A 26,532-nucleotide genomic window follows, 5' to 3' on the forward strand; every position below is an offset into this window, starting at 1 on the left:
GACCGGATTCCCGCTTCTACCGGGGGCTAACGATGCCGCAGCGCTTCAACGATCACTTTGAACGCAGGGATATTCTGCCGGCGGTTCGGATAATAGAGGAAATAGCCGTCGAAGGACGGCGACCAATCGTCGAGAACCTGCACCAACGAACCGCTCTCTATGTCCCGCTTTACGGTGTCCTCCGGAAGGTAAGCGATACCGAAGCCGTTTAACGCCGCGTCGATCATGGCGTAGGAGTTGTTGAAGGTCAGTTGGCCGCCGACACGGACGCGCAACGCCTTTCCGTCCTTCTCGAATTCCCAGGCATAAAGGCTGCCCGCGCGCTCGTGGCGCATATTGATGCAAATATGCCCAACGAGTTGCTGTGGATGGTCGGGGACGCCGTGAGCCGCGAAATAAGCCGGCGACGCCACGGCAACAAGCCGCCAGTCCGGCCCGATCCGAACCGCGATCATGTCCTTCTCGACACTCTCACCGAGCCGAACGCCTGCGTCGAAACCCTCTTCAACGATGTTGCGAAAGGTACTGTCCAGAACGAGTTCGACGCTGATATCGGGATGGCTCTGGAGAAATGGCTTCAGCTTGGGCCAGACCACGCTTTTCAGAGCGTGGTCAGAAAGGGTCAGTCGGATCGAGCCGGACGGCTTGTCGCGGAAATCCATCAAAGCCGCGATCTCGTCTTCGATTTCGGCGAAGCGCGGGGTGATCGTCTGGAAAAGACGTTCGCCTGCGGCGGTCGTCGCCACGCTGCGGGTCGTGCGCGTCAAAAGGCGGATGCCCATACGCGCTTCGAGCTGTTTAATGGCGTGGCTGAGCGTCGACTGCGCCACACCGAGCTTGGCCGCCGCCTTGGTGAAGCTTCGTTCCTCGGCGACGACCTGGAACCATGTCAGTTGATTGAGGTCGGTCCTGGACATGCGGCTCCTTCGCTATTTGCACGATCACATTATTCGATCACGTCGATAAGTTCATGCAAATTCTGCCCGGTAATTGCTTTGTGCGGCAACGGCTATGTTTGCACTGCAACAATCGCGCAGGAGTCGAACGAATGGTGGTTGAATCCACAATAGAAGCAGGAACGAAACCTGCCGCAGCTTGGGGTGCGGTTTTCTCGATGGCGCTGTGTGTCGCCATGCTGATTGCGTCCGAGTTCATGCCGGTCAGCCTGCTCACGCCGATGGCGGAAGGACTGCGGGCAACCGAGGGCCAGACCGGACAGGCGATTTCGATCAGCGGCCTCTTCGCGGTCGCGGCCAGCATGGTCATTACCACGGCGGCCGGGACGCTGAACCGCAAGTGGGTTCTGGTCATGCTGACGGCTTTCATGCTGCTCTCGCTGGTTCTGGTGGCGGCGGCGCCGAATTTCGCGGTGCTGATGATCGGTCGCGCGCTGCTCGGAATCTGCATCGGCGGATTCTGGTCTTTGGCCACCGCCATCATCATGCGCCTCGTCCCCGAAGGCGACGTGCCGCGCGCGCTTGCCCTGATGTATGGCGGACAGGCCATCGCAGCAGCGTTTGCAGCGCCGGTCGGCAGCTATCTGGGCGGTATGTTCGGATGGCGTGCGGTGTTCTGGGCACTGGTGCCCATCGTCGCCATCAATCTGGTCTGGCATCTGATCGCCTTGCCGTCGCTGCCCGCCCGCCAACGTCAGGACTTTCGGACCATGCTTGGCCTGCTGAAGCGTCCTTACTTCCTGCGCGGGCTTATCGCGGCGATGCTGTCCTGGGGCTCGGCCTTCACCATGTTCACCTATCTGCGCCCGTTTCTGGAACAGGTGACAGCCGTGGGCGTAACGACGCTCTCGGTGCTGCTGCTCGTGCTCGGCTGCGCCGGGTTCATCGGAACCTGGGCTTCGGGTCGTTTTCTGAGCGGCAACGTCGCACCCCTCCTAAAATTGCCGGCGCTGCTGATGGGCGGCTGCACGCTCGGCCTGCTGTTCCTCGGCGGTTCGGTGATCGCGGTTGCCCTGTTCCTCGCGATCTGGGGCGCGATGAACACAGCCATGTCGGTGATCTGGATGACATGGATGTCGCAGAATGCCGACGATGCGCCCGAAGCTGCCGGAAGCCTGATGGTCGTGGCAATCCAGTCGTCGATCCTGCTGGGCGCTGTGATCGGCGGACTGCTGCTGGATGGCATGACGATCTCCGCAACCTTCAGCGGCAGCGTGGTTCTGGCCGTAATCGCCGCTGTGCTCATCGGCAATGGCCGGCGTCTGCTGAAAGCGGCGTGACCAATCTTATCAATATCCTGACCTCGAAACTCAAAGGAAACTGTGATGACACAAGGCATCAATGGAAAAACGATCGTCATAACCGGCGCGTCCAGCGGAATGGGCGCTGCAGCCGCCCGGCATCTCGCAGCCAAAGGCGCGAGCGTCGTGCTGGGCGCGCGTCGCGCCGACCGGATCGAGGCGCTTGCAGCGGAAATCAGAGAAGCTGGCGGCAAGGCCACGGCCGTCGTCACGGACGTCACCAGGCGGGACGATCTGAAAAATCTCGTGGACGCGGCGGTGAAGACCTACGGTCGTATCGACGTGCTCATCAACAATGCCGGTGTGATGCCGCTTTCGCCGCTGGACCAGCTGAAGGTCGATGAATGGGATCAGATGATCGACGTCAATCTCAAGGGTGTGCTCTACGGCATAGCCGCAGCTCTTCCCTTGATGAAGGCGCAGAAGTCGGGCCATATCATCAATCTCTCGTCCGTTGCGGGCCACAAGATTTTCGGCGGCTCCGCTGTCTATTCGGCGACGAAGTTTGGTGTACGAGCCCTGTCCGAAGGACTGCGAGAGGATGTCGCAGCGGATAACATTCGCGTCACGATCATATCGCCGGGCGCTGTCAAGACTGAACTCCTTGAGCATATCAGTGAAAAGGACGTTCAGAAGACCAACCAGGATTATGTTGGTCAGGTCGGCGTGCCCGCCGAAACCTTCGGCCGTATGGTCGCCTTCGCGATCAGCGAGCCCGAGGACGTCGGCGTCAACGAGATTTTGTTCCGGCCGACGGCGCAGGAACTCTGATTTGCGATCAACACGAACCGCCGCCTATGAGGCGGACGGTTTGTATTCTTGAAGCCAATGAGATGGATTGCCGCGTTCCACCGCCGGGGGAGCGCGGCATCGCAATCCTTCACGAACCTGATGGTCCGCCGACGCCGTTAGGTGGGGCGCCTGGAAGCATCAACCGAACCGGCGTCCTGTCTCGGTAAAGGTGTACTCGTTGGCGATGATCGTCTCATCGACTGCCTCGTCCGAGGACAGGTATTCGTATTCGCGCTCCAATTGGCGATAGAGCCAGCGGGCCAGATCGCGCAGCGCCTCGATGACGATCTCCTCGGCGTCGGCGGTCATGTCCTGATAGGTGGGGCTGTCACGTTCGACCGAAATGGACATGCAATACTCGTGATAGTAGTGCCCACGATGCCTGGTCTCGGCGCGAAGCTGGTAGAAGTTCCGGCGCTGGATCGCCAGCAACGCATCGGCAATCTCATGCAGCTTCTTGTCCTGCGGCGCATAGGATCGGATCTCGGCCGCGGCATTCCTCCGATACGAATAATAGCATTCGAACGATGCGCCATCGCCCTGCGACCAGAAGCCTGTAAAGGCGACACGAGGCTCCTGACGTGTGTCGCCGGCCATGAGGCGGACGGTGCGGGTCTTGAAGCGGATTCCGAGGATTTCCGCGATCTGCTGGAAATCCTCATAGACGGAATCGTACCAGTCATAGTCGAAGCCGCCTTCACGATACCAGGCGCGGGCCTTGTCCTTTGCGGCATCGGAAAGCTCGTCGAGCCGATAGACCGTGGTTTCGATGATCTCAGGCATCCGGATCACCTCCATCCAGCACCTCGGCAAGCCAGCCGTCGGTATAGGTCCAGGCGAAGGTTTCCCCGGTGGCGAGATCGAGCACATGAGCGCCGCCGCCGAAGCCGTTGACGCGCGGCTTCGAGCAGGTGGTGGCATACTGAAACCCCCAGCGGCCGGTCAGTCCGAATTCGGCGGCGCAACGCTTCACAAACTGAATCAGGCGCTCCGGGTCGCCCGTGACGTCATCGCGCATCCAGAGTTTGGTGCCGCCATGCTCGGGCTGGATCGACAGGAGGAATCCGTCGGACCGCGGCTCTTCCGAAGCGCCTTCCTCGGAAAGTTGATTGTAGAGATCGAGGGCGCGGGAAGCGTTGTCGGGCGTCCCACATCGAGCAGGCAGGAAAAATGGGTGAAGTAGTCGGCCATGTCAGGCTCCTAAACGACAAAGCCCGGCGCGAGGCCGGGCTGATTGAAGGAAGGAAATGGGATCAGGCCGCCTGCGGCAGCCGGAGCAGCTCGGCGGCGGTCTCGCGCCAAAGCGGATCGACCAGGCGCGCTTCCAGCAAGGCCGCTCCGAATCGCAGGGCGCGGGCCGACGCATGATCGCCCCGGACGGAGGCTGCGAAGGCCACGCCGCGCTGTCGGCTGGCTTCGATAACGATGCGGCGGGCCTCGCCGTCGCTGGCGACCGGCTGCCGCCAGAGGATGATACCGCCGCGGATTTCGCCGGCGAGAACCAGGCCGAGCGCGCTGTCCTGAATGACGATCAGGCGCGGCTCGAAGTGCAATGCGGTGTCGTCGCCCGGTCCGAGATCGCCGCGCGAAACGCGGAGCGCAGCAAGAGCGAAGGCGTCTTCCGGCGAAGCAGCCTCGCCAAGCGAGACGCTGCGGTCCCGATAATCGGCATCGGCGGCTCCGGCATAGCTGACGGTGCCGAGGCAGGAGATGCGCAGCGGCAGCTTCTGCGCCCGCCGAAATCCGGGCAGCACCCGGTCGGCGAGAACCTGCCCGATCGGGGCGAAGGTGGATTGGCTGGCATAGGTCATCGGGATCACTCCGCGACGGGCGCCGAGAGCCTTTCTCTCCGCATCCAACCCGTCACGGCCAAAGCCCCGACCTCTTCCTCTCTTGCCGAAGGCGTCCGCCTCGGTGCCGTTTCCGACGATGGGCCGACCATCGCAAGGCGGAGGGCCCGGACGCCTCTTGAGCGTTCCGGGCCGTCGGGAATGAGGCGCTTGCGCACCTCAGCTCCATGGATCGAGTTCCAGTTTCACCATCTCCTCGTCGCCGTCGAATTCGTCGGCGGGCATGGCGCCGTGGGTTCCGTCTCCGGCCTGGAACACGACGATCGAGACCATCAGCGTGGTGGCGAGGCTGGCGGCGAAGGCGGTGGCATCTGCGTAGGACATGGGTTCCGGCTCCTGTCTCTGGAGGCGGGGGACCATCCCCCGCGCGACAGGCGCCCGAAGTGTCTGAACGGATCTGCAATCACCCTCGCGCGTTCGGGCATGTCCCGAATCCGCGAGGGCGGCACGCTCGCGTAAGCCGACCCCTCGTGGGTTGATTGACTAGGAGACGGCTCAGACCAAGGTCAGCGAATGGAAGCGGGGGTGGTGTTCTGCCTTTGACAGGATGCCGAAATCCCATCGCAGGTGCCGCGCCGCGCCAGCCCCCCTTCATGCCGGTCTCAACCGGATCGACGTGTTCCAGGCCGGAGACGGAATTCATCTCCACATGGTTGCGCAAGGATGGCGGATGCTGGTGAACTGAAACTCGACCGGAATGACGGTCAGCTCCAATGCCCCTCGGCGATCTCGCAGACGATCAGGGCGCGGGCCTTCAGCAGCAGGTCATGGCCACAGGTATCGATATGGCCATTGAACCGAGCGCGCGCACCGCACCGCCTCCAGTCGGCATAGTAGCAATATTCGCGGGCATCGAGGCGGAAGGCCCACAAATCCTCGGCCCAATGCGGCTTGGGCTCGACGACGACGGTGATGCCGTCGCGCGTCTCCTCCCAGGGCAGCGACCGCTCGGCCGGGGGATTTTCGCGGTCGGCCCGAAAGATGAAGTCGGTGTCGATGTGGTCAGCCATGACGACCTCCATAAAAAATGCCCGGCGCTATGGCCGGGCGAGTTGAAAAACGATACGGAGCGGCCTGCGCCGCCCCGTATGCGGTCATTCCGCAGCGACGAGGTGCTGCCGGTCTTCCTCTTCTTCAGCCGCTGCTTCCTCGTCGTCACCGTCGCCGGCGAGGAAGTCGGGCAAAGCCTCGACCTCGCCATCGGTGTCGGCGGCCGCATCACCATCGAGATCGACCAGGCGCAGCGGTTCGGGCAGCCAGCCGGTATCGGCCAGCAGGCGCTCGGCCTCCTTAGCCATGTCGCCCTTTTTCAGATGGTCGATAAGCTGCGCCGCCCGTTCACCCGCGCCCTCACGCACCGCAGCGAGGATCTGGGTCTTGGTCACTCGACCGAAATAGTTCTCGACGGTCGGCCGCCATCCCGCATCGAGCACCATGTCCAGGCCGGTGGCACGGGCAATCCGGTCGGCTCCGGCGAGACGACGGTCGAGCCCATGCTGCGAGATGCCGGAGGCGCTATGGATATTCGGACGCTCGTAGAGCGCGTTGATACCATAGCTGACGCAATGGGCGAGAAGCGCCATGCGGCTCGCATCGTCGAGTGCCGCGATCCAGTCCCAGATCGCTGCCTCGTCGGACGGGAGGTCCGACTTCCAGGCGTTATTGCGCTCGCGGATCGCTTTTGCGGACGGGCTGTCACCGAGATCGGTGCCCTGGGTCCAGGAGAGCTTCTGACGGACGAAGACCTCAAGGCATCCGTCCGGAGCGGAATAGTGATAGCGCTGCATCACCATCCGATGCAGGAGCGCCGTCATCGCGACATGCGGATTATTGGCGAGCGCGTCCTGCAAGGCGAGCGTGCGATAAGCCGTAAGCTCGACGACGAGGCGCTCGGGGAGCGGTTTGACGCCCTCCTCCTCCTCATCGGTCTCGACCGGCTGACCGCCGATGGTAATGACAGCGCGCTGGACATTACCGCCGTCGCCTGCCCCGGCCGCGGCCGTCACGGTATCACTTTCCTCACCGTCGATCTCGACAACGGGCTCGTCTTCGGGACGGACATAGCCGCGATCGACCACAAGTGCGCCGCTACGGTCGATGCTGATGAAGGCGCCGGCATGTGCCATCTCGGCGGGATCATAGACGACCGGCCGCTTTTCGAAGTCGGCTAGGCCCAACTCGATCTCGGCCAAGCGCTGATCGATCTCATCGGGCAGCTCGTCGTGGTCGGCATACTCGTTTTCGAGGCGTTCCTGCTCCTCGCGCAATGCATCCCGGACCGCACGCTCCTCGTCGGTAAGGTCGACGAAGCTGCCGGTGATGGCGCGAAGCCCGTTGTCGTAGCCATAGGGCAGATTGACCTCGACGGAGACCCACTTCCAGCCTTCGGCCGCCACCTCGTCGGCAATCGCCTTCAGCTTCTCGGAGACCAGGCGATCGAGGAGCGCGACGTCCTCCAGCCAGCCGCCGTCATTGTCGGAGAAGAGGTCGCGCAGCATGACGCCGCCGGCCTCCTCATAGGCATCAATGCCGACGAAGCACGCGCGCTTGTCGGTGGAGGGCACCGTCGTCTGGGTGAGATACTGGCGGACCTGCCAGGGTTGGACATTGTATGCGTTCTGGACAGTCTCCCAAACCTGCTCCTGGCGCGCGTGATCGGGATTGACGGTGAACGCCTCCAGCATCGCCAGCGACATGCCGTTGCGGGCGTAGATTTCCAGAAGAGCCGGCGAAACCGAAGCCAAGCGCATGCGCTGCGTGATGTAGCGCGGCGTCGTGCGATAAGCGTCGGCAATCTCCTCCTTCGTCATGCCCTCGTCGAACATGCGCTTGAATGCCCGAAACTGGTCGAGCGGATGAAGGGCAAGACGCCACATATTTTCTGCGAGCGAGTCGTCGACCGCGGAGGTTTTGGCGTTCGCCTTCTTGACGAGGCAAGGGACGAGGCCGTCCTCGGGGAAGCGCCCGGCCGCGACAAGGCGCGCGATCGCCCGGTGGCGGCGGCCACCGGCCGGGGTCTCGAAATCGCCGGTCTCGTTGCCGTCGGCATCGAGGATGGCGCGGACATTGAGGCCCTGCACGATGTCCTCACGCCGGTCGATATCGTGGGTCAGATCATCGAGGCCGGCTTCGACGTCGGTTTCGCGGACATTATCCTTCGACAGGTGGATGCGGTTGAATGGAATATCGCGAGAACGCGAAAATTCGATCATCGCGACAGCAGACTTCTTCGACTTCCTGGCAACTTTGGCCATGGTGGTTTCTCCGCGACGGGCGGCCGAGACCCTCTCTCGACCTTCCAACCCGTCACGAAATCCCCTTCCCTCCTCTCCCTCTCGACCGGGCCGCAGGCGCGACGCTACCCGTCGACGCGCTGCGGTCGCTCCGCATTCCCCCGCTATTTCCGGCGCAGCGTTAGGTATCAGCTCGTCGGGTGCTTGGAAGATTTGGTTTGTTTTCGTTTTGGTTTTGCCAGGCGCAATGATGGCGTTATTTTCTGCCGATCGGATCGATCTCGCGGATGAGATCAATGAGCAAACGCAATGCGGTCGGCACCTGTCGGCGTCCGGAATAATAGGCGTGAAAGCCGCTGCCCATGGATGCCCAATCTTCAAGTACGATTCGTAGAGCGCCGCTTTCGAGATGTGGGCGAAGAACCGGCTCCGCTCCATAGATGATACCGACGTCATTAAGGCCGAAGCCGACCGCGGCATGAGTTTCGTCGACCGTAACCGGACCGGGAGCCGCGATCTCAGCCTTTTCTTCGCCCCGCTCGAATTCCCAGTGGTAGATCCGGTCATTGCCCAAGCGGATGCGAATACAGCGATGTTCTTGCAGTTCCTGTGGCGTCTGGGGTAACCCAAACCGCTCCAGATAGGCTGGCGAGGCCGCAGCGATCCAGCGAATGTCCGACGAAAGCCGCTGCGCGATCATATCCTCCGGCACGGTTCCGCCGTAGCGGATGCCAGCATCAAAGCCGCCAGCGATCACATCGACCATCTTGTTGTTCACGCTGACGTCAACCTCGACCTCGGGATAGTGCTGCACGAAGATCGGCATGACCGGTTCGAGCAGGAGGGGCACCGCATCTCCAAGGACATTGATCCGCACCCGGCCGGCCGGCGCATCGCGGAACCTGTTGAGGTTTTCGGCGGCTTGGCTCACGGCCTCCAGCGGCTCCTCGATCGACGCTCGGAGTTCTTCACCAGCCGCCGTGAGAGTTACGCTCCGTGTGGTCCTGTTCAACAATCGCACGCCACGGCGCTCCTCCAACCCCCTTATGGCATGGCTCAAGGCCGAGGCCGTTACGCCCATTTCCAGTGCAGCAAGACGAAAATTCCCATGCCTCGCAATGGCGAGGAAATAGGCGAAATCGGCCAGATCGACCCGACTCAGCTTCATGAAGCCTCCTGGTTATTACTGAGCATTGCTCATCAGTTCATTGCGCGCAAGGACGCTAATCCAAGCCGGACTGATCAACTAAGTTTGCTTCATGCTGTTCGCTGATGTGGAGCCGCCCGGTCGAAAGTAGGGTCATTGGCCGCCGTCTTCGAAGACGAAGCACTCACAAACAGAACGAAAGGCTGGAAAAATGATCCTGGAGGAAACATTCACTCTCGCCAACGGCGTGAAGATTCCGAAACTTGGTCTTGGCACCTGGAGAATACCGGATGCCGACGCTGAACGGGCCGTGCAAGAAGCGATCGCGATCGGCTACCGCCACATCGACACCGCGCAGGCTTATGAGAACGAGCGCGGCGTGGGCAATGGTCTCCGCGCAAGCGCCGTTCCCCGCAGTGAGATTTTCGTGACCACAAAGCTCGCGGCCGAATGCAAGACCTATGGAGAGGCCAGGCAACTGATCGACCGATCGCTCCAGACTCTCGGCCTGGATCACATCGATCTGATGCTGATCCACAGCCCGCAGCCATGGGCGGAATTCAGAGAGGGCGAGCACTTCTTCGAGGGCAATCTCGAAGCTTGGCTTGCACTCGAACAGGCTTACGTCGCATGCAAGCTTCGAGCGATCGGTGTGTCCAATTTCGAGCGCGTGGACCTAGACAACCTCATCGACAACGGCAGCGTCAAGCCGATGGTCAATCAGGTTCTCGTCCATGTGGGGAACACGCCGTTCGACCTGATCGATTACAGCCGGTCGAAAGGTATCCTGGTCGAGGCTTATTCGCCCGTGGCCCATGGCGCGCTGCTGACCAACGAGACCGTCGGCGCAATCGCCGAGAAGTATGGCGTCAGCATCGCGCGGCTCTGCATCCGGTATTGCCTTGAACTCGGCCTGCTCCCGCTGCCGAAGACCGCCAATGCCGCGCATATGAAGAGCAACGTTGCCTTGGACTTCTCGATCTCTGACGCTGACATCGAGACCCTCAAGCAAGTGGATGAAACGGATTACGGGGCCGCAAGCGCTTTCCCGGTCCTCGGGAAGAAGCGGCGCACCGACAATGCTGGAAAGGAGAACTGATTCATGAACCCGACTTACGATTTCAAAGGCCAGGTCGCGCTCGTTACCGGGGCGGCAAAGGGCATGGGTCTCGCAACAGCCAGGGCTTTCGCCCACAATGGAGCGTCCGTCGTGCTGGCCGATCTGGACGGCGATCTTGCCGAGCAGGAAGCCCACCGCATCGTCAGCGAGGGCGGGAGCGCGATCGCCGTCGCTTGCGACGTTGCCGATGAGGCGCAGGTGGCGGCGGCGGTCGATCTGGCGGTGAGCCAATTCGGGCGTCTCGATATGGCGTTCAACAATGCGGGCATCCAAGTCCCGCCGTCCGACGCCGCGGACGAGCCCCTCAGCAGCTTCGAGCGCGTCACGGCCGTCAATCAGCGCGGCGTTTGGGCGTGCATGAAGCACGAACTGCGGATCATGCGAGAGCAAGGTTCTGGCGCGATCGTAAACTGCTCGTCCTTGGGTGGGCTAGTCGGGCTGCCAGGACGCGCCGCCTATCACGGCACCAAGCACGCCGTCATCGGAATGACTAAGAGCGCCGGGGTTGAATATGCCCCCCGCGGCATCCGCATCAATGCAGTCTGCCCTGGGGTGATCGACACGCCCATGGTGCAGGACATGCTCCAAGGCCAATCGGATGCAATGGCCGAGATCATGAAGGAGCAGCCAATCGGCCGTCTGGGGCGGGCGGAAGAAGTTGCCGCGGCGGTCCTATGGCTATGCAGTCCGGCAGCAAGCTTCGTAGTCGGGGTCGCCCTGCCAGTGGACGGTGGCTTCACCACGCACTGATGGTCCTCGATCGGCCTGATACCAACGGCTGAACAACATCTGAGCAGTTTGAGGCTGCCGCACGCGGTCCTCAAACATTCGGCCTCCCATGACGATACGCTGGACCGTGACGGGCCGCGTCTCGGTCGCCTGCGCCAAGCGCTCGATCAGCGCCAGTTCGGCATCCGAGCACGCGCCGCGCACCTCGATTTCGAGCCGCTCGGCGGCGTCGGCGTGATGGCTCGCGGCGATGTGGACATTGCCGCCCGTTTCGACCGGGCGCAGCCGCGACCGGAGAAACAGGATGCCGGAGCCGAGATTGCCGCAGTAAAGCAACTCGTCCACGTCCGGCGCGCTCGGGCCGATGCCGGCCTTGCGGCCGCCGATCCGGCGGAAGGCTTCGCCGAAGGTCGACGGATCGCGGGTGATCCGCGCAGTCCGCTCGGGATGGAACTGCCAACGCGGGCGCCAGGGATCGAGCTTTCCAACCGCGATCTGGTGGAGGAAATCGGCGAAGCTCGCCGGGTCGGCCGGATAAGGGCAGGTCCGCCAGATCTCGCGGACACGGGCGCGCAGCCTGTCGGGCAGCGCGAAGAGCCGGGCCCGACCCTTCCGCCACCACGCGGCCCGCTGGCCGCGACGTTCGCGTTCGGCCTCGTTCCACCAGACGGCGCGGCGGGCCATTTCCTCGTCGACGTCGTGCTGGCCGGCGGCGATCTCGTCGGCGAAGAGCGGCAACGCCTCGCGTTCGAGGCGCTGCTTGCGGAGAAACGCCGCACGCTTGCGCGACGTGTCACCATAGGGTTCGGGTCTATGCCAACGGCGGAAGCGCATCAGATGCCCTCCCGCCGCGCACGCGCCGCGGCATAGATGATCCGTTCGGCGCGGCGAATGCTGCCGGTTTCCCGGGCAGCCTCGGCCCAGACCGAAATCGGAAGGTCGCCGGAAAAGAGAATGTCGCGCTCGATGCCGAGTCCGAAAGGCAGGCGCACCGAGGCGATCTCCTCGAGCGAGAAATAGCCAAGTTCCGGCTCGCCGAGATCGGCCAGGCCAAAGAGGATGTCGCCGTCGGCATCGAGTTCGGTCGCCAGCCAGACGCCGGCGCCGAGCGGGTTGAAGAATTTGACGACCGGCACATGATCGGTATCGCGCTGGCGGCCATTGGCGAGTAGCTGCGCACGCAGCTCGTCCGTCAGGAGGATCATGCGGCCCTCCTGTCGATAGCGGTCTCGGGCGTGGCAGGCCGCTGCTCGTCTTCCGGCAGGAAGGACAGCAGCCAGTCGGCCGCTTTGCTCGCCTGCGAAGCCGCCCGCACAATGGCGCGGGAATCCTCGCGCATGACCTCCAGCCAACTGCCGATGTAATCGGCGTGGCGCACCGTCGGCACGATGCCGAGAGCGGCGCAGCTAAAGGCCGAAATCTGCTCGGCGATCAGCTCTTCGAAGGCGTATTTCTTTGAGCCGAACGAGCCGGTCAGGTCACGGTTCAGCCGGCTGTGATGGCCGCTGGCGTGACCGAGTTCATGCAGCGCCGTCCGGTGCCAGTTGATCGGCTCGAAATACGCCTGGGGCGGCGGGACCATCACATAGTCCTGGGATGGGACGTAGAAGGCCCGGTTGCCGCCGATGCGGAAATCGACGCCGGTCTCCTTGATGAGCGCCTCGACCCTCGGCTTTGTCAGGCCGGGCGGTGGCGGCGGCGCGACGGTGGCGATGTCGTCGGGCAGCCCGTCGCATTGCGCCACATTGAAGACTGTGAAGCGCTTCAGGAAAGGGATGGTATGTGCTTCCTCGCCGGTCTCGCGGGCGCGGCGCTTTTCGTCTTCCGGCGTGAATCGGTCGGCATAGATGACCGTGGTGCCACGCTCGCCCTTGCGGACATGGCCGCCGAGCGAAAGCGCCTGCCGGAATGTGAGCCAGCCCTGGCAGGGAAAGCCGTGCTCGATGACAGCGCCCCAGAGGATGAGCACGTTGATGCCGCTGTAGCTGCGGGACGTGGCGGCGTTCTTCGGCAGGCCGAGCGGCGCCTTGGCTGTCGACGTGCCCCAGGGCTGCACCCACGGCACACGACCGGCCTCCAGCTCGGCGATGATTTTGGTGGTGATTTCGTCATAGAGGTTCGTCCGGCCCGAGCCGGTGCGAACGCTGCGATCATGTCTGGACATCGCGGTTCTCCGCGACGGGCGCCGGAAGACTCTCCTCCGGCCCTCAACCCGTCACGGCAAAACCCGTCCGCACTCTCACTCTATAGGGGGCGTTGCGGGTCTCCCCGCAGAAAGGGGCGTGCCAGCAACGCAGTGCCAGCCAGGGGGAAGGCTTTCCCCCTCAAACCGACGGTCGCAGAATCGCAAATACATAAAGACGGGATTCAGGATTTCCTGATGCCAATGCAGTCCGTTTGGTCGCGCGGTGACGAAGGCATGGTGCGAGCCAGCCGGCGAGACCACGCCGGCATTACAGTTGATCGCCCGCCGCCTGGGTGAACCGCTTCCGATAGTGCGGTTCGAAGACAGACTCCAAAGCCTCGCGAAAATGCTCTCGCAACGCTTCCGTATCGGCAGCTCCGAGCCCAACGGTTTTCCAGTCTTTCCGCTCGAAGGCGCTCGCGTCGATGGAAAAGTCGGCGCTAACGTCACGTCGTCCCAAGACGTCGTGGGCATAAATGAACTCAAGAGGAATCCCAGGTGGCGGTGCTGCGGCGAAAACCCCGCCGACCTTCAATATGCCGAGGATCTCAACATAGGCGATAAGCTCGCCCGTGGAGGGAATGGACCTTACGATGATCTTGTGACCGATAGGCACATCGGGGCCTTGCAGGCCCGGTAGTCCTTCGATCAGGTAGCGGAAAGTGCCGCCTCGGGACTGCATCCTTTTGATCACCTGTGAAAGCTGTTGCTGATCCATGAAGGCCCGGCCGGTTTTCGCGATCAGGAAAAGCCAGATCACCGTGATAATTCCGCCAAAAACAGCTTTGGGGCTGAAATCCAGACCGACCTTGAGCAAGTCGCCGTCCTCGATGCCAACTGTTCGGGCGTGTTGTTCGGCAACCTTTGGATCGAGTTGCGGGAATTGCTTCGCCGCGCGTTGAAGCAATTGCCGAAAGGTCTTCATATCGCCTGCGCCGATCTGGACCTTATGGCCGTCCTCGATCGCAGCGACATCGTAGAGGACATCTACTCGTGTCAGCGAGCCGTCCCGATCGACTCGTATCACCTTGCCATCGCGGGTTTCGAGCCTCTTCGGTGGGTTCTGGCCACGGTCCCTTGGAATATCGAGAAGCGTTGGCCAATCGCCGAAAGCCTTGACCAGCGCGTTGTCGGCCAGATCGTCCAACGTCGTGTTGCAGGTCCGGCAGAGAATCCCTTTCGGTTTCAGCCGACCGCCCAAGGCGTTCGGGATGATGTGGGCTTCTGAGTCGTTGGCGGCGGTTAGGTCTGAACCGCACAAGCGGCACTTGGGTGTCGGCGTAGAATTGCTGCTGTCAAATGGGAGCATCAAGATTCACCGCACTGTTGGCGACTTTTGCCGCCGCGCAACGCCAGGTGCCGGGACGTTCAGGCTGCTAACATCTCCGAGGCTTTGCAGTCGAAGTGCGGGACGTGCTGGAAGTTTCACCGTCAGCTCTAGCTTGCCGCCGATGGCCTCGACATAACCACGCAAGGTGGACAGATACATATCCGCCTGCTTCTCGATCTTCGAGACGGACGGCTGCTTAACGTTGAGGGCCATTGCGATGTCTTCCTGCGCCTTGCCCGTAATCTGGCGAAGCTCGCGCAGGCCCTCGACCTCGTGCTTCAGCTCCTGATACCGCGCTTCGATGGTTTCCTGTTCGTCTAGGGGAAGCGTGGCAATCATGCCGTTAAGGCTCCGTGCCATCTCAATGTCCCTTCTTAGCGGGTTTTAGGCTTTCCAGATGTTCAGAAAACCGGAGATCCGCTTTCGCGATGAGCTGCCGGTAGAAGCGCTTCTGGCTCCCGCGGGGCTTATCGCCCGCTACGAGCACAATGGCTCGCCGTTCAATGTCAAAGGTGAAAGATACATAATCCCATTTTATCATAAATAGCCTCAAAGCTATGTCGGATCAACGAAAAGGACATGCGACCCAAGCGTAGCGATCATCCAACGCTAAGTGCCACCCGATCAGTTGACACATTCTCGGACAGACTTTCAGGTCGTAAATGCGGGTCTCGGTCCCGGCCAATCGGGATCAGTTTCCATCTGGCTTGCGAGATCGGCTGCCGCAATCCGCCTCAGACTGGACGCTGCAATGAATTGGACACCGAGTGCCAACCTGACTACCGAAAGCCGTTTCAAGCCAGCGGGCTCATATCGGCTGGCAACATAAGGCGGCAGGCTCGACACCACCGCTTGGACCCGCGCGTCGTCGCGGTGCGGCCGTGCTGTAGCCATACGCTGGGCGAGCACAGCCAAGTTATGACCGTCCTTGCCTTTTCGGAAAGAGTCGGGATCAACACCATCCCAAACCAGTGCTGCCTTCATGGATAACTCTGCCGCCATGCAGATTGGCTGGACCACCGAGTCGTGGCTGAACGCGGTAGGTAATGTGTTCGCCACGTCTTCGAGATTCGATCCCGCCATCCGCCAAAGCGTCACCGCATCAGCATTGCGTTGCTCAACCTCGTTGAGACCCATTGTGAAATCGTGAATGTCAGCGCCGGCAAGGGCGACGTCAGCGGCGATTGACCGATCCCGGCGGCACCAATTCCACCATTCTTCGGCATTCTCGAAACCCGTCATCTGCCAAGATTGGAGGGAATTTTGACCGAACAGGACGGGAAAAACGGCCTTTCGCACCTGATCAACCGAAGCCACCAATCCGATGCCGGTGCCGGGCCAACTCGTCTCAACTTCCGGCATCATGGCCGCATAAGCATCCATGATGCGTTTGACCTCGGGATTGCCGCCCACACCCATCACGAAACTGGAGCCGAGCAACTCCATCGCGGCCCGGAACGGCCTCTGGTGGATGGGAACGCCTTCCTCGGCATATTTCAGGTCCAATCGGCGCAGATCGTCCGCTGTCCATCTACTCATTCGCATCTCCTATTGCCCGTTGGCTAAGCGCCGGAGGAAGGTTCGCGCGGTAACGAGCACGACGTGGAGACGGAAAGTGCTGTGATCCTCGTCCGAAAGACCGGGGTGCGATCCCTCGGTGTGCAGCATCTTGAAAAGGCCATTGACGTAGTTCTTGCCGTCTCCGGTCCATTCATTGCGGCTTGTCGATAGGAAGCCGATTTCCGCCAGCAACGCCCGGCGATTTTCGGCGTGGGGCCTTTTCGCTGCATCTTCCGGGCGGACGTTGCGGGCAATGTCGTCGAACAGGCTTTCAAGGAACGTGCGAAGCTGTCCGTTGCACGCAGCCCAATCGCCGCGGGTGTGCGCCTCGATCGCTTGATCGAGATGACCGAGTGGGGTCATGAAAGCGAAAGACTTTAGAAGCCGATGTACTTCATCGTCGGTTTCGGGAAGCTGGATTTCCCCCGGCAGCGCGGCTCGGAGGGATGGGTTCCGACCATTGTCGTCCCAGACCAATACAAAGGCATCGCGGGCAAGCCCACGGGCAAACGCTGTCTGCAATGGATGAAGCGCGTCAGGTTGTGCCAGCAGTGCCGCTTGGCGCACGACGGCTTCGCCGAGTGTCATGCGGCCATCGAGCGTGTCGAGGACTGCATCGGCGCGCTGGACGACAATGCGTCCAAGCAGATCGCATTTTTTCGCGACGCTGATGCCGGTATTCGACGAAATCTCATCCTCAAGCCCGAGACGAAGTACGACCTGATTAAAGCGCGCCTGGCTGTGCTGTTCGAGCAATTCCACCGCAGCAATCAGGGTCGGACGGGTGAAGGGAGTTGATCGCATGGGCGGGCCTACTCAAACCGCAGGCCGAATAGCCCCCCGGTGTCCGTCGCGTCGGTCAGCTTTGTGTCCATGACATAGGAGCGGATATCGAAGCCGGCCTTGAACCCTTCACGCGGCAGCGCGTCCGAGTTCATTGTGACAATGTACTGAAACCCGGCTGCCTCAGCCCGTTCGGCGCCGAGTTGCAACGCCTTAGCAACCTGCCTTTCGTCCACCCCATCGAATAGATGGCTGTCATGGACCAGAAAGCCGGGACCACGACCATTCTTCAGGCTAATTTCGGTCAACATGAGATCGAAGCAGAATATCTGCATGTTGGTGATGCCCTTGCTTCGCTGTCCGTCGATATGGACCTCGAATTGGGGGCCGCTTCCGGTCTCGGCAATCGTTAGGCTGCCCGCCTTTTCGTAAAGGGACTCCGAGAGCGACTCGAAAATAAGGATAGCCTCGCGGATGATGTCGGTCCGCTCGTGGATGTCGTCACGTAGCGCCTTGGTTAGGTTGGCCCGTTCGATGTCGAGTTCAGCCTTGGTGCTTTCGATCCGCTCAGCGGTCTCGAGCCGCTGGCGAAGCCCCTCGACCTCGGCCTCGGCCCGGCCAGCTTCTTCGCGCAGCGATGTATAATGTTCGAGTGCTCCACCGGAGCGCAGCACACCCATTATCTGACGACGCCGCCGGTCGCGCTCGACTGTGCGCTGATCGCGTTCAGCGATGCGAGCCTCTGCCGAGGCGATCTCGGCGGTCAAGTGCGCGCGCCGGTTCTCGATGATAGTTCGGTGGAAGCGCTCCACCTCGTCAAAACGCCGCCGCACCATGTCGGGCAGGACGACGCCGGCCTCCGCATAGAGTTTCGTAACGTCACCCAAGTCGGGTGCATCCTCATCGACCAGCGACGCGCGAAGCTGTTGCAGGAGATCGCCATCGACCACATTCTCGACGTTCATCCCGTCAATTTCGCGGGTAATTTCGTTCGCCTCACGCTCCAGAGCTTTGTATTCTGGCACAACCTCGAACGTTTCAAGCTGCCGGCGAAGCCGCACGGCACGAGCCTCCGCGACAGTCAGCTTCGTTCTGAGCTCGGCCGCCTTGCCGAAGAACCGGCCAAGATCGCCGCTGCGGGCGGCCTTACGCAGTTCCTGAGCGACCTTCTCCTGCGCGCGCAGTTCCTGAAAGCGGCCGGGAATGCTCCAGTCGAGGCCAAGCAGATAGCAGATCGAGACTTGCTGATCCCATGCCTGTTGCATCCCCGAATGTTGCATTGGCTGCTGAAAGCCGCCGCTGTTCTGACGACGGACGAAATAGGAGAAGAGCGAGCGGAATGACGGCTGGAAACGCTCGGCTTCGTCCCCCGCCGAAATGGGCAGGCCGAACCAGAGCTGGCCGAGGTTGGCTTTCCAGTTCTCGTTCGACAACTCGAACAGGCCGGCGCGCGTGTCGAACTGCGGCGGGATCGGCCAGTTCTCGACGGCGCCATTGACAAAGACCCGACTCGGCTTGGCGCCGCTACGGGCCGCCGAGATGGTTTCTTTCGCTATGTCGACGGAGACGTCAAAGGTCCACGCCGTCAGCGCATCAGAGCGGAATATGCTATCCTTGCGCGCGTCGGCGCCAAACAGGAAATGGATCAGCTCGATGAAACTGGTCTTGCCCGCACCATTCCTCGACTGGCGATCGTTTGCGCCCTCGCTCTTGTCGGCCAGCAGGATGTTCAAACCCGGCTTGAAGGTCAGTGTCTTGAAGGACGCGAGGTCGCTGCCGAAACGGCGGATCATGGTTGAACCCTCCGCACCAGGCCGCGATCGAAGTCAACCGCACCAATCGTGAAGAGCAGATCGAGCGAGAGAATGAACCATTGATAGTCAATTGGAGCGTTGGGAGCATGAAGCGAACGGCGTCCGCGCATCTCGTCCCACAGCCGCGACATGGTCATCGGCCGCTTTAAAATATCGAGAACCTCTGCGCCGACGCCGATGAGCGCGCGATCAGGACGGACATGCTTTGTCGGGAGGATCATGACGCCTCCACGGAAATGATGGCCGGATCTTCGAAGATGTCGCAGCTATCGAAGAAATAGGCGAGGACTGCCAGTGCTGCTCCCTGGCGTTTCGGCTCGCCGTTGAAACCTGCATAATCTTGAAGGTGCTTGAAGATCGTATCGGCCGGAAGATCGAGAGCTTTCAGCTCGGCATATCGCAGTCGGAAAGCCTCGGCGATGCGCTCGCCGAGATCAGGACGGGGAATCTTCTGGAAGAACGTATCAACGAGCGCCGACTTCCGTCGACCAATGCGCAGAAACAGGCCCGATTCGTCAGAAAGAGCGTTTTTTTCCAACTTTTCCGGCGACGGCGGTGTTAGGGGCGGATCGCTCGGATTTGGCTCTTGGCGCTGGAGCGCCTCGATGATCGGCACTAGATCGGACATGACCAACCGATCAACGATTGCGATCGAGGCCGCTGGGCCAAAGAGGGCCTGAAGCCCGGTCAGATTGAGTTTCATGGTGAGATCTAGCAGTTCCGGTTCGGACCATGTTGCGATTTGAAGCGGCGCATGGGCCCGACGAAGCCCGTCGAGATGCTGAACCGCGTTTGGCGGAAGTCCGCGTCCATCGTTATGGACGAACACCCATTCCTGCATGTTACCGCCCCAATGCGCACGCGCGCCGTGGAAGTCAGCATCGACCTTGGCGATAAGGTCGACCTCCTTCATGGCGTCGGGCGCATAGCACTGGAACACGGAACCTGAACTGATCCGGCGACCATCGCATTTCAGATCTCCATGGCGTCCATAGGGACGCACTTCCTCGAAGTCGGGACCGAAGGCATACCCTGCAAGCCGCACGAACCAATCCTGAAAGGCTGCACCCTTCAGTTTGTGGAACGCCAGTTGAAATCGGTCGACGTAAATGGACCGTTGCAGCTCATCCATGACGCCGCCTCGGCGACGGCGCGTCGCTCTTCTTTCGCACCGACTCGGCACGGACTGGCGTAAGTTCGCCCAGATGATGAATCTTCAGTGCAGGTCGCTCGGGCATCTTAACAGTCAGTTCCAATTCGCCACCGACAGCTTCCACGTAGTTTCGCAAGGTCGAAAGATGCATGTCGGTCTGCTTCTCGATCTTGGAGACGGATGGCTGAGTGATATTCAAAGCGGAAGCAATATCCGCCTGCGCTTTGCCTGCGATCTGACGAAGTTCGCGCAAACCCTCTATCTCTCGCGTCATATCCTGCTGAGGCGCATCTATGACGGCCTGGTGGTCATGAGGAAGGAGAGCAACGATATGGTCGGTGCTTCTACCCATCTTGCTGCCCTTCCTTGATGAGTGTTGGCGTGATTACGTCGCTGCCAAAAGACAGGTTAGCCAATGTCGTGATTCCACCGACAATGAATCTCCGCCTGTATAGCTTTAAGGCTATGTTTGGTCAACGAAAAGGACGCGAGGGGCCTCCGGCGAGGCTGCCGTCGATCGGCGGCAGGTGCCTGGGCAACGCCCGAAGGCCAAGTGAAGGTAGCGTGGACCGCGTGCCGGGGTGAAGACGGTGGGACGCATGTCCGGTTTCGCTGGCGAGAGTATTGCGCCAAGACCATCAATGCCGATCCTACCCGCAAGGGTTCCGGCTCGCGCGTTTTCCGGCTCGCGCGTTGTGGAGGATGTAATCAGCCTGTCCCTGGACGGACGGTCCGAATTGACCCTGCATTTCGACGGTGCCGAGTTCGTTGCAGAGTTCAAGGTGCAACCTTAGGCCGAGCGCGCTTTCCCAATTGGACATCAGCCACGTCTCGAAGCGCAACGTAATGCCGTCGCTAAGGCCGACGCCGCCGCCTCATATCGAGCGCGGCATTAATGTGCTGGCCGCGCTCGATATGAGGCGTGAGAAGCTGCGCAGCGAAGACGCAGGTCTCTTGAACAGCCAAACGCCTGAACTAAATAATGTTTTGCTGGTCGCCCATTCCGGGGACCGGCATGCCGAGCGGATGCAACAGCGTCCGGCGGCACGAGAACTTGTACCCATGTTGCTCAATGGAGGATGTGGCTATGAGACCCACTTTCGACTTTTCTCCCCTGTTCAGGTCGAGCGTCGGCTTCGACCGGATGCTGAACGCGCTCGAAGCTGCGAGCCGCGTCGAGAGCATCGACAACTGGCCTCCCTATGACATCGCCAAACTTGGCGAGGACGACTACCGCATCACCATGGCGGTGGCCGGATTCAGCCAGAAGGATCTGACCATCTCCCAGGAGCAGAACATGCTCATGGTCGCCGGTCAGAAGGCGGACGAAGACAACGTCCAGTATTTGCATCGCGGCATCGCCGGACGTGCCTTCCAGCGCCGCTTCGAACTGGCCGATCACGTCAAGGTTGTTGGCGCCAGCCTCACCGATGGGCTGTTGACGATCGATCTCAAGCGCCAGATTCCCGAAGAGATGAAGCCGCGCCGGATCGAGATCGTCGCTGGTGAGGCGCTGCCAAAGGTCGAGACGCAGCAGATCGAGGCCGAGAAGCAGGCCGCTTAAGGCCGTTTCCCTCAGCGTAGTCCGCGCAGGGCGCCGGGCACTGCCCGGCGCCGAAGGGAAAGCTTTGTCCAACAAACGGAAAGGAGAAAACAAATGAGTGTCCGTGATCTGATTCCCTGGGGTCGCAATAATGGCAATCAGACCCCAAGCCTTTATCGCGATGGCGAGCGCGACCCGTTCCTGTCGCTGCATCGCGAGGTTAACCGCCTGTTCGACGATGTCTTCCGCGGCTTCGGCTCGGGCCTGCCGTCCCTTGGTGGCGTTTCCGCTTTTGGCGGAGACTGGCCAAGCGTCGAGATTTCCGACGGCGAGAAGGAAATCAGAGTGACGGCAGAGGTGCCCGGTCTTGAAGAGAAGGACATCGAAGTTCTGCTCAACGACGGCGTGCTGACGCTGAAGGGCGAGAAGCGTTCCGAAACGGAGGACAAGGACAGGCAATTCTCCGAGCGCTTCTATGGCCGCTTCGAACGCCGCATCCCGCTCGGTTATGAAGTGCAGGAAGACAAGGTCGACGCGCGGTTCAAGAACGGCGTGCTGACCGTGACCCTACCCAAGAGCGAGACGGCGCAGTCACAGGTCAAGCGCATCGCCATCAAGAGCTGACGCATGGCAGCCGCCAGCGGCGGGCCGTTCGGCCGCCGCCGGCGGCATCCTTCGCCACATAAGGGAGGATGAATGATGGAGATTCTCACACACGTACACGAAACGACGAAACCACATATCCCGCGAACCGCGCCTTTGAACGACAATCGGCGCAAGCCCCTTTCAATGGGTCGCTCGGTCTTCCCGGACGACGCGATTGCACGCATCTACAAGCCGTCTCGTTCCGTGACGACCTCGGGCAAGGCGCGCACGAAGGGTTGGCACCTCGTTTTCGAGCGGCGCACCGCGCCCTTCATCGAACCGCTGATGGGCTATACGGGCGGCGACGACACGCTGACCCAGGTCGAGCTCAGCTTCCCAACGCTGAAATCGGCGATCCGTTACGCCGAGCGGCAGGGTCTGACCTATGTTGTTCAGAGGCCCAACGGGCGGCGTGGAAACAGCCTTGGCCGACGCGCCAGCGAGATATCTGCGCCGAACGGCAGCTCCGCGCATGCCTTTTCAGACGCAACGCTCGACCGGCTCGGACTTTCGGGTCTTCAGGCAAGCTACGGTCGCGCCCTCGATGGCGCCGTGAACCGCAACGATCCCTCTGGCCCCGAAAGCTGGGCAACGCCCATGGGCGTGGTCCGTGATCCGGGGCTGACGCTGGATGCCAAACGGTCGATTCTCATGAACTGGGCCTGGACGGAGTACCTGATCGATCAGGCGACCAACGAAGGCATGCCTGAGAACAACCGGCCGCCACGCCTTCACGAGGTCGAGCTGGCGCTGCTCGCGCTCGAGCGCGAGGCTGCTGCCGACCCGAATAATGCAGGCGCACAAAAAGCTGCATGAGGTGCGATGATGGACCCGCATATTGTCTTCGATTGCGAGAAGGTTCTGCCCAACAGATTCGCCCTCACACTTGCCGCTGCCGCGCGCAGTCGGGCGCTCAACCGAGGTGCCGAGCCAAGGCTCGACATAGATGACGCCAGCGTCAGCGACCTGGCGCTACACGAGATCGCGGCGGGCGTGTTCACGCGGGAAGAGTTGACACGTCGCTTCCCAGGCAGGACGGAAAGCGTCTTCCGCGCCTCGATCCCGTTCCCCGGCTTCGCGACGATGGCAGCGAAACTGTCGTCGCCGCACCCGCCTCCCGCTCGCGGAAGACGGTTCATTGATGACGCAACCCAATCGACAAGGAGGAATCAACAATGCTGAAATCTCTGTCTGCCGATAGCCGGACGGCCTTCGATGTTGTCAACATCATTGCCGGTCTCGGTCTGCTGCTGTCGCCCTGGTATCTCGGCTACACAGCCGAAGCCTATGCCGCATGGAATGCCTGGATCGTTGGCGCTGCAGTCACGCTGATCGCGGTTGCCGCGCTCTATGCTTTTCACCAGGCTGAGGAATGGATCAACGTCGTGCTCGGTCTGTGGGCTGTAATCGCACCCTGGGTCGTCGGTTTCTCGGCCGTGGTGTCCGCGATGTGGGTCCATGTGATCGCCGGACTAGTCGTCGCGGTCCTCGCAGCGATCAGCCTCTGGTTCACGACAAACCGTCCTCTCTCGACCGCATAACGTCGCAACTGGCCCGGCGCCCAGCCGGGCCAATTTCACGCTGTCCGTCTGACCCGAAAAAGAGAAGAGAAAGTACCCGTCTGGTCAAACGGAGACCACGATCCTGCTCTTAGCAGGAGGATTGCCGTCCGCGCTATGATCCGCGCCGGTCGAGTCGATCACGATGCCGCCCGGAGGAACTGCCGCGGCGATCGGAGCAACGCACTGAAGCCTTCACAGCGCCAGCCGCTCCAGCGCTTTCATGTCGGCGACCGGATCGGCCTCCTGCATGATCAGGCCGGGCATGAGCACCTGCGCCTTGGCGGCAGACATGCCGGGGCCCAGCCCGTGACCTATGCGGCTTGCGCCCCCGCCACAATGCGCCTGCTCCTTTCGCAGCCAAGAATCGAGATGGATTCTTCCCGGTAGAAGGATCCACTTCGATGAGCGGGACTGCCTATGCGCCTTTATGCGATAGCTCGAAGGCCCTTGGCCTTGACCAGATTAAGCAGTTTGAGCGAAGGCCCGTCCGGGCGTTTCTCGCCGCGCTCCCATTTGCTGACAGCATCTTTTCGCACATTCAGATAGTGCGCGAATACGGGCTGCGAGACCTGCTCGCGCTCGCGTAGAGCCCGGATCTCCTCCGGACTGAGAGGTTCGACTGGCGTAAGGCATATGGCATCAAACTCGCGCATCGTCGCCTTCTCGACCAAGCCGGCCCTGTGCAAACCCGCAGCCGTCTTGTGAACGGAAGCGAGGATGCGGCTGTCAGCCTTCCTATTCGTCGCCATCTGTCACCACCTCGACCAATTCACCGGCGTTTTGCGCAATGCGAAGTTCCTCGTCCGAAAACCCGAGCAACACATTCGCCAACTGCCTGAGCGCCTTCAATTCCTTTGCCGACACGTTCGCCTTCTCGCTTTTGGCGAAGCCGTGAACAAAGAAGCTATGCTCTCCGGCCCTGAACACGACAATCGTGCGAAAGCCGCCAGACTTACCGCCCCCGTCCCGTGCAACGCGTTGCTTGTAGACGCCTCCGCCGAGATTGGCGTCGAAGCGGCCGAACATGACCTCCGCTGCCGCCTGGAGCAGCTTGTCGGCCGCGAGACGAGACTTGCGTGCAAACCGGGCAAACTCCTCGTTGCGAATACGGCCATACTGAACGAAGCCCCCCCATATCTATAGTCCTCAGGACTACACTTTTCAAGTGGCAAAGCCGTGAGTACCGTCTGCGCTGCGATGGCACCGATCTGTAGGGATGCGCTGGCGTCGCCTCCCGGCTCTAGGAGATCCGGGGCATTATGCCGCCCGTGGCATGGCGGCGAGTTGCTTCGCGCCTTGCTCGAGCAATTTTTCAATCTCGTCCGATGTCATTCGAACCGCGAGCTTCAGGGCTTCATCAATGTGGACGTAATCCTGTGTGACGTTCTGCGATGCGTGGCCGAGCATGGCGCGAATGGTCAATTCCGAGAAGCCGAGATCCCCGGCCACGCTGCCGAATGTGTGTCGCAGGGTATGGGGTGTCACGCCGCTCAGTCCCGCGAGCTTGCAGACGCGCTCGAGGCAAGAACGAACCGCCGTAAACGGCCCATCCGCCGTCGCGGAGGGAAATACATGCGGGTTGCCCAGAGTGAGCGGTTGCGTCTCGATGACGCGGATTGCCGCTGGACCAATGGCGCGCAATTGCGCGTCGCCCTTGGTATCCGGAAAGGCCACGTAACCGCCTTCCGGATGAACCCACGAGCGGTGCATGGCCTGGGCCTCCTCGCGCCGATAGCCGGACAGCAGGAGCAGCCGAATGACCGCGAGACCCGTCGGATTCTCCCCGTTGCGCTCGGCATAGGCGATCGCCTTGCCGAGGGCGCCGATCTCCGCAACGCTCAGACGGCGATCCTTCTTTTTGCTCGACAGCTTCTTTGCGCCCTTTGTCGGATGCTCCGTGAGGAGGCCCTTATGCTTGGCATGGCCGATGATGGCCTGAAGGGTTCCCACGCACCGTCCGGCTACGCCGGCGCCACCGGTAGCCTGCCCACCACGGCCGCCTGACCGCGGCTTCGCGGTTTTGCCGTTCTTGACGTCAGTCTGCATCTGCTCGACGTCGGCAATCGTCAGATGACGAACAAGGCGCTTTCCCAGGAGCGGCTTGATGTGGGTCTTGATGCGGCTCTCGTCCATATCGAGCGAAGACGTCTTGATGGGACGGTTCTTGCGGCCGAGGATGTTTCCCGCTCGTGCTTCCTTGAGATACCAGTCGCACATTTCCTCGACCGTCATGGCCTTGCGGGCCTGCTGGATTTCGTCAGCCGGGTCCTCGCCTCCCGCGATCTGGCCGAGCTTGATTTTTGCAAGATCTCTCGCCTGTTCAACGGTGAGGACACCATAACGACCAACGTTGATCCGGCGCTTCACACCCTCGGCATTGCGGTATTGCAGGATGAAGGTCTTGAGGCCCGATGGTAGCACGCGCACGCCAAGGCCACGAATATCACTGTCCCAGTGAACGATCTGCTTCTCGGCCGGCGGTGCGAACGCCTCGATGGCCCTCCGTGTCAGTTTGATAGTCGGCATCTCATTCCTCTCGCTGGAGACAAAGATTTCCGGAGGTGTCATTGTCTCCAAAATGTCTCCAGAAAAACGCGTTTCGACGGTTAAGAGAGGATATGGCGGCGTACGATGGCAGTCAATAACTCTTTGTAAATTCGCGTGTTTTCGTATTGTAGCGTGCTGTGGCGAAGGAGCAGTCTAATCTTGCCAAGGTTGGGGTCGAGGGTTCGAATCCCTTCGCCCGCTCCAGTTTTCCGTTAAGTACGGCAACAAAATCCCGGCTTTGTCCGGGATTTTTGCTTTTCAGGCGGTTTTTCATCGTCAAAG

At 61.2% G+C, this 26,532-nt stretch carries 31 protein-coding genes and 1 pseudogene; 10 read left to right on the forward strand and 22 right to left on the reverse strand.

The genetic code is table 11. From position 1 onward, the window contains the following. Window positions 1-26: 26 nt before the first annotated feature. Complete coding sequence (locus F9K78_RS15190) at window positions 27-917, reverse strand: LysR family transcriptional regulator (RefSeq protein WP_151682335.1); 891 nt, start codon at window positions 915-917, stop codon at window positions 27-29. A 131-nt stretch (window positions 918-1,048) separates the two neighbouring features. On the opposite strand from F9K78_RS15190, the gene F9K78_RS15195 reads away from it, so the two are divergent. Both F9K78_RS15195 and F9K78_RS15200 read left to right on the forward strand, forming a co-directional pair. Beyond that, the gene (locus F9K78_RS15195) at window positions 1,049-2,236 is read left to right on the forward strand and encodes an MFS transporter (protein WP_151682336.1); all 1,188 of its coding nucleotides are present in this window, start codon (window positions 1,049-1,051) and stop codon (window positions 2,234-2,236) included. Window positions 2,237-2,281: 45 nt separating this feature from the next. Next, window positions 2,282-3,028 carry an SDR family oxidoreductase gene (locus F9K78_RS15200; protein WP_151682337.1) on the forward strand — a complete coding sequence of 249 codons (747 nt, stop codon included), beginning with the start codon at window positions 2,282-2,284 and terminating at the stop codon, window positions 3,026-3,028. Between the two features lie 159 nt (window positions 3,029-3,187). Here F9K78_RS15200 and F9K78_RS15205 read toward each other — a convergent pair whose 3' ends face one another. From F9K78_RS15205 to F9K78_RS15235, 7 genes and pseudogenes are all read right to left on the reverse strand, one after another. Beyond that, on the reverse strand, window positions 3,188-3,832 hold the full coding sequence (locus F9K78_RS15205) for an antitoxin of toxin-antitoxin stability system (RefSeq protein ID WP_151682338.1): 645 nt from the start codon (window positions 3,830-3,832) through the stop codon (window positions 3,188-3,190). After that, a pseudogene (locus tag F9K78_RS15210) lies at window positions 3,825-4,240 on the reverse strand (hypothetical protein). The gene F9K78_RS15205 and the pseudogene F9K78_RS15210 overlap by 8 nt, the downstream one beginning before the upstream one ends. Before the next feature lie 62 nt (window positions 4,241-4,302). Beyond that, the gene (locus tag F9K78_RS15215; RefSeq protein WP_459562229.1) at window positions 4,303-4,908 is read right to left on the reverse strand and encodes a hypothetical protein; all 606 of its coding nucleotides are present in this window, start codon (window positions 4,906-4,908) and stop codon (window positions 4,303-4,305) included. A 150-nt stretch (window positions 4,909-5,058) separates the two neighbouring features. Next, on the reverse strand, window positions 5,059-5,223 hold the full coding sequence (locus F9K78_RS15220; protein WP_167518121.1) for a hypothetical protein: 165 nt from the start codon (window positions 5,221-5,223) through the stop codon (window positions 5,059-5,061). Window positions 5,224-5,603: 380 nt separating this feature from the next. Continuing rightward, window positions 5,604-5,909, reverse strand: coding sequence for a hypothetical protein (locus F9K78_RS15225; RefSeq protein ID WP_151682340.1), 306 nt, complete (start codon window positions 5,907-5,909; stop codon window positions 5,604-5,606). An 84-nt stretch (window positions 5,910-5,993) separates the two neighbouring features. Next, a complete protein-coding gene (locus F9K78_RS15230; RefSeq protein WP_151682341.1) occupies window positions 5,994-8,153 on the reverse strand; it encodes a ParB/RepB/Spo0J family partition protein in 2,160 nt (719 codons plus the stop codon). A gap of 235 nt (window positions 8,154-8,388) precedes the next feature. After that, window positions 8,389-9,300, reverse strand: coding sequence for a LysR family transcriptional regulator (locus F9K78_RS15235; RefSeq protein ID WP_151682342.1), 912 nt, complete (start codon window positions 9,298-9,300; stop codon window positions 8,389-8,391). Window positions 9,301-9,490: 190 nt separating this feature from the next. On the opposite strand from F9K78_RS15235, the gene F9K78_RS15240 reads away from it, so the two are divergent. Both F9K78_RS15240 and F9K78_RS15245 read left to right on the forward strand, forming a co-directional pair. Then, entirely contained in the window at window positions 9,491-10,378 is an 888-nt protein-coding gene (locus tag F9K78_RS15240) for an aldo/keto reductase (RefSeq protein WP_151682343.1), read from the forward strand. A 3-nt stretch (window positions 10,379-10,381) separates the two neighbouring features. After that, entirely contained in the window at window positions 10,382-11,149 is a 768-nt protein-coding gene (locus F9K78_RS15245) for a glucose 1-dehydrogenase (protein WP_151682344.1), read from the forward strand. Here F9K78_RS15245 and F9K78_RS22015 read toward each other — a convergent pair. From F9K78_RS22015 to F9K78_RS15305, 11 genes are all read right to left on the reverse strand, one after another. Beyond that, the gene (locus F9K78_RS22015) at window positions 11,078-11,962 is read right to left on the reverse strand and encodes a hypothetical protein (protein ID WP_208851924.1); all 885 of its coding nucleotides are present in this window, start codon (window positions 11,960-11,962) and stop codon (window positions 11,078-11,080) included. The two genes, F9K78_RS15245 and F9K78_RS22015, sit on opposite strands and share 72 nt — an antisense overlap. Beyond that, on the reverse strand, window positions 11,962-12,333 hold the full coding sequence (locus tag F9K78_RS15255) for a DUF2958 domain-containing protein (RefSeq protein WP_151682345.1): 372 nt from the start codon (window positions 12,331-12,333) through the stop codon (window positions 11,962-11,964). Before F9K78_RS15255 ends, F9K78_RS22015 begins: the two co-directional genes overlap by 1 nt. Further along, a complete protein-coding gene (locus tag F9K78_RS15260) occupies window positions 12,330-13,292 on the reverse strand; it encodes an ArdC family protein (RefSeq protein WP_151682346.1) in 963 nt (320 codons plus the stop codon). The genes F9K78_RS15255 and F9K78_RS15260 overlap by 4 nt, the downstream gene beginning before the upstream one ends. Before the next feature lie 289 nt (window positions 13,293-13,581). Further along, complete coding sequence (locus F9K78_RS15265) at window positions 13,582-14,622, reverse strand: HNH endonuclease (RefSeq protein WP_151682347.1); 1,041 nt, start codon at window positions 14,620-14,622, stop codon at window positions 13,582-13,584. Window positions 14,623-14,628: 6 nt separating this feature from the next. After that, a complete protein-coding gene (locus F9K78_RS15270) occupies window positions 14,629-15,003 on the reverse strand; it encodes an XRE family transcriptional regulator (RefSeq protein WP_151682348.1) in 375 nt (124 codons plus the stop codon). A gap of 291 nt (window positions 15,004-15,294) precedes the next feature. Next, complete coding sequence (locus F9K78_RS15280; protein WP_151682349.1) at window positions 15,295-16,182, reverse strand: hypothetical protein; 888 nt, start codon at window positions 16,180-16,182, stop codon at window positions 15,295-15,297. Between the two features lie 9 nt (window positions 16,183-16,191). Continuing rightward, complete coding sequence (locus F9K78_RS15285; RefSeq protein ID WP_151682350.1) at window positions 16,192-17,007, reverse strand: hypothetical protein; 816 nt, start codon at window positions 17,005-17,007, stop codon at window positions 16,192-16,194. A gap of 8 nt (window positions 17,008-17,015) precedes the next feature. Next, window positions 17,016-18,779 (reverse strand): ABC-three component system protein, encoded by a 1,764-nt coding sequence (locus F9K78_RS15290; protein WP_151682351.1) that lies wholly within the window; start codon window positions 18,777-18,779, stop codon window positions 17,016-17,018. Then, window positions 18,776-19,021 (reverse strand): ABC-three component system middle component 6, encoded by a 246-nt coding sequence (locus F9K78_RS15295; protein ID WP_114076052.1) that lies wholly within the window; start codon window positions 19,019-19,021, stop codon window positions 18,776-18,778. The genes F9K78_RS15290 and F9K78_RS15295 overlap by 4 nt, the downstream gene beginning before the upstream one ends. Then, window positions 19,018-19,932 carry an ABC-three component system protein gene (locus tag F9K78_RS15300; RefSeq protein WP_151682352.1) on the reverse strand — a complete coding sequence of 305 codons (915 nt, stop codon included), beginning with the start codon at window positions 19,930-19,932 and terminating at the stop codon, window positions 19,018-19,020. The genes F9K78_RS15295 and F9K78_RS15300 overlap by 4 nt, the downstream gene beginning before the upstream one ends. Beyond that, window positions 19,925-20,305: an XRE family transcriptional regulator gene (locus F9K78_RS15305; protein WP_151682353.1), complete on the reverse strand. Its 381-nt coding sequence runs from the start codon at window positions 20,303-20,305 to the stop codon at window positions 19,925-19,927. The genes F9K78_RS15300 and F9K78_RS15305 overlap by 8 nt, the downstream gene beginning before the upstream one ends. Before the next feature lie 247 nt (window positions 20,306-20,552). Between F9K78_RS15305 and F9K78_RS15310 the strand changes: the two genes are divergently transcribed. From F9K78_RS15310 to F9K78_RS15340, 6 genes are all read left to right on the forward strand, one after another. Next, a complete protein-coding gene (locus tag F9K78_RS15310; RefSeq protein WP_151682354.1) occupies window positions 20,553-20,747 on the forward strand; it encodes a hypothetical protein in 195 nt (64 codons plus the stop codon). A 293-nt stretch (window positions 20,748-21,040) separates the two neighbouring features. Further along, window positions 21,041-21,517: an Hsp20 family protein gene (locus F9K78_RS15315; RefSeq protein ID WP_151682355.1), complete on the forward strand. Its 477-nt coding sequence runs from the start codon at window positions 21,041-21,043 to the stop codon at window positions 21,515-21,517. Window positions 21,518-21,610: 93 nt separating this feature from the next. Continuing rightward, window positions 21,611-22,120, forward strand: coding sequence for an Hsp20/alpha crystallin family protein (locus F9K78_RS15320; protein ID WP_151682356.1), 510 nt, complete (start codon window positions 21,611-21,613; stop codon window positions 22,118-22,120). Window positions 22,121-22,195: 75 nt separating this feature from the next. Then, window positions 22,196-22,957, forward strand: a complete 762-nt coding sequence (locus F9K78_RS15325; RefSeq protein ID WP_208851926.1) for an ETC complex I subunit — start codon at window positions 22,196-22,198, stop codon at window positions 22,955-22,957. Between the two features lie 6 nt (window positions 22,958-22,963). After that, entirely contained in the window at window positions 22,964-23,323 is a 360-nt protein-coding gene (locus tag F9K78_RS15335) for a DNA-directed RNA polymerase subunit omega (protein WP_235925442.1), read from the forward strand. Further along, entirely contained in the window at window positions 23,317-23,682 is a 366-nt protein-coding gene (locus F9K78_RS15340; protein WP_151682358.1) for an SPW repeat protein, read from the forward strand. Before F9K78_RS15335 ends, F9K78_RS15340 begins: the two co-directional genes overlap by 7 nt. Before the next feature lie 446 nt (window positions 23,683-24,128). Here F9K78_RS15340 and F9K78_RS15345 read toward each other — a convergent pair whose 3' ends face one another. From F9K78_RS15345 to F9K78_RS15355, 3 genes are all read right to left on the reverse strand, one after another. After that, the gene (locus F9K78_RS15345) at window positions 24,129-24,452 is read right to left on the reverse strand and encodes a helix-turn-helix domain-containing protein (protein WP_151682359.1); all 324 of its coding nucleotides are present in this window, start codon (window positions 24,450-24,452) and stop codon (window positions 24,129-24,131) included. Beyond that, window positions 24,439-24,840 carry a type II toxin-antitoxin system RelE/ParE family toxin gene (locus F9K78_RS15350; protein WP_328593523.1) on the reverse strand — a complete coding sequence of 134 codons (402 nt, stop codon included), beginning with the start codon at window positions 24,838-24,840 and terminating at the stop codon, window positions 24,439-24,441. The genes F9K78_RS15345 and F9K78_RS15350 overlap by 14 nt, the downstream gene beginning before the upstream one ends. Window positions 24,841-24,960: 120 nt before the next feature. Next, the gene (locus tag F9K78_RS15355) at window positions 24,961-26,229 is read right to left on the reverse strand and encodes a tyrosine-type recombinase/integrase (protein ID WP_151682361.1); all 1,269 of its coding nucleotides are present in this window, start codon (window positions 26,227-26,229) and stop codon (window positions 24,961-24,963) included. Between the last annotated feature and the right edge of the window lie 303 nt (window positions 26,230-26,532).

The organism is Brucella pseudintermedia, from assembly GCF_008932435.1.
Classification (GTDB): domain Bacteria; phylum Pseudomonadota; class Alphaproteobacteria; order Rhizobiales; family Rhizobiaceae; genus Brucella; species Brucella pseudintermedia.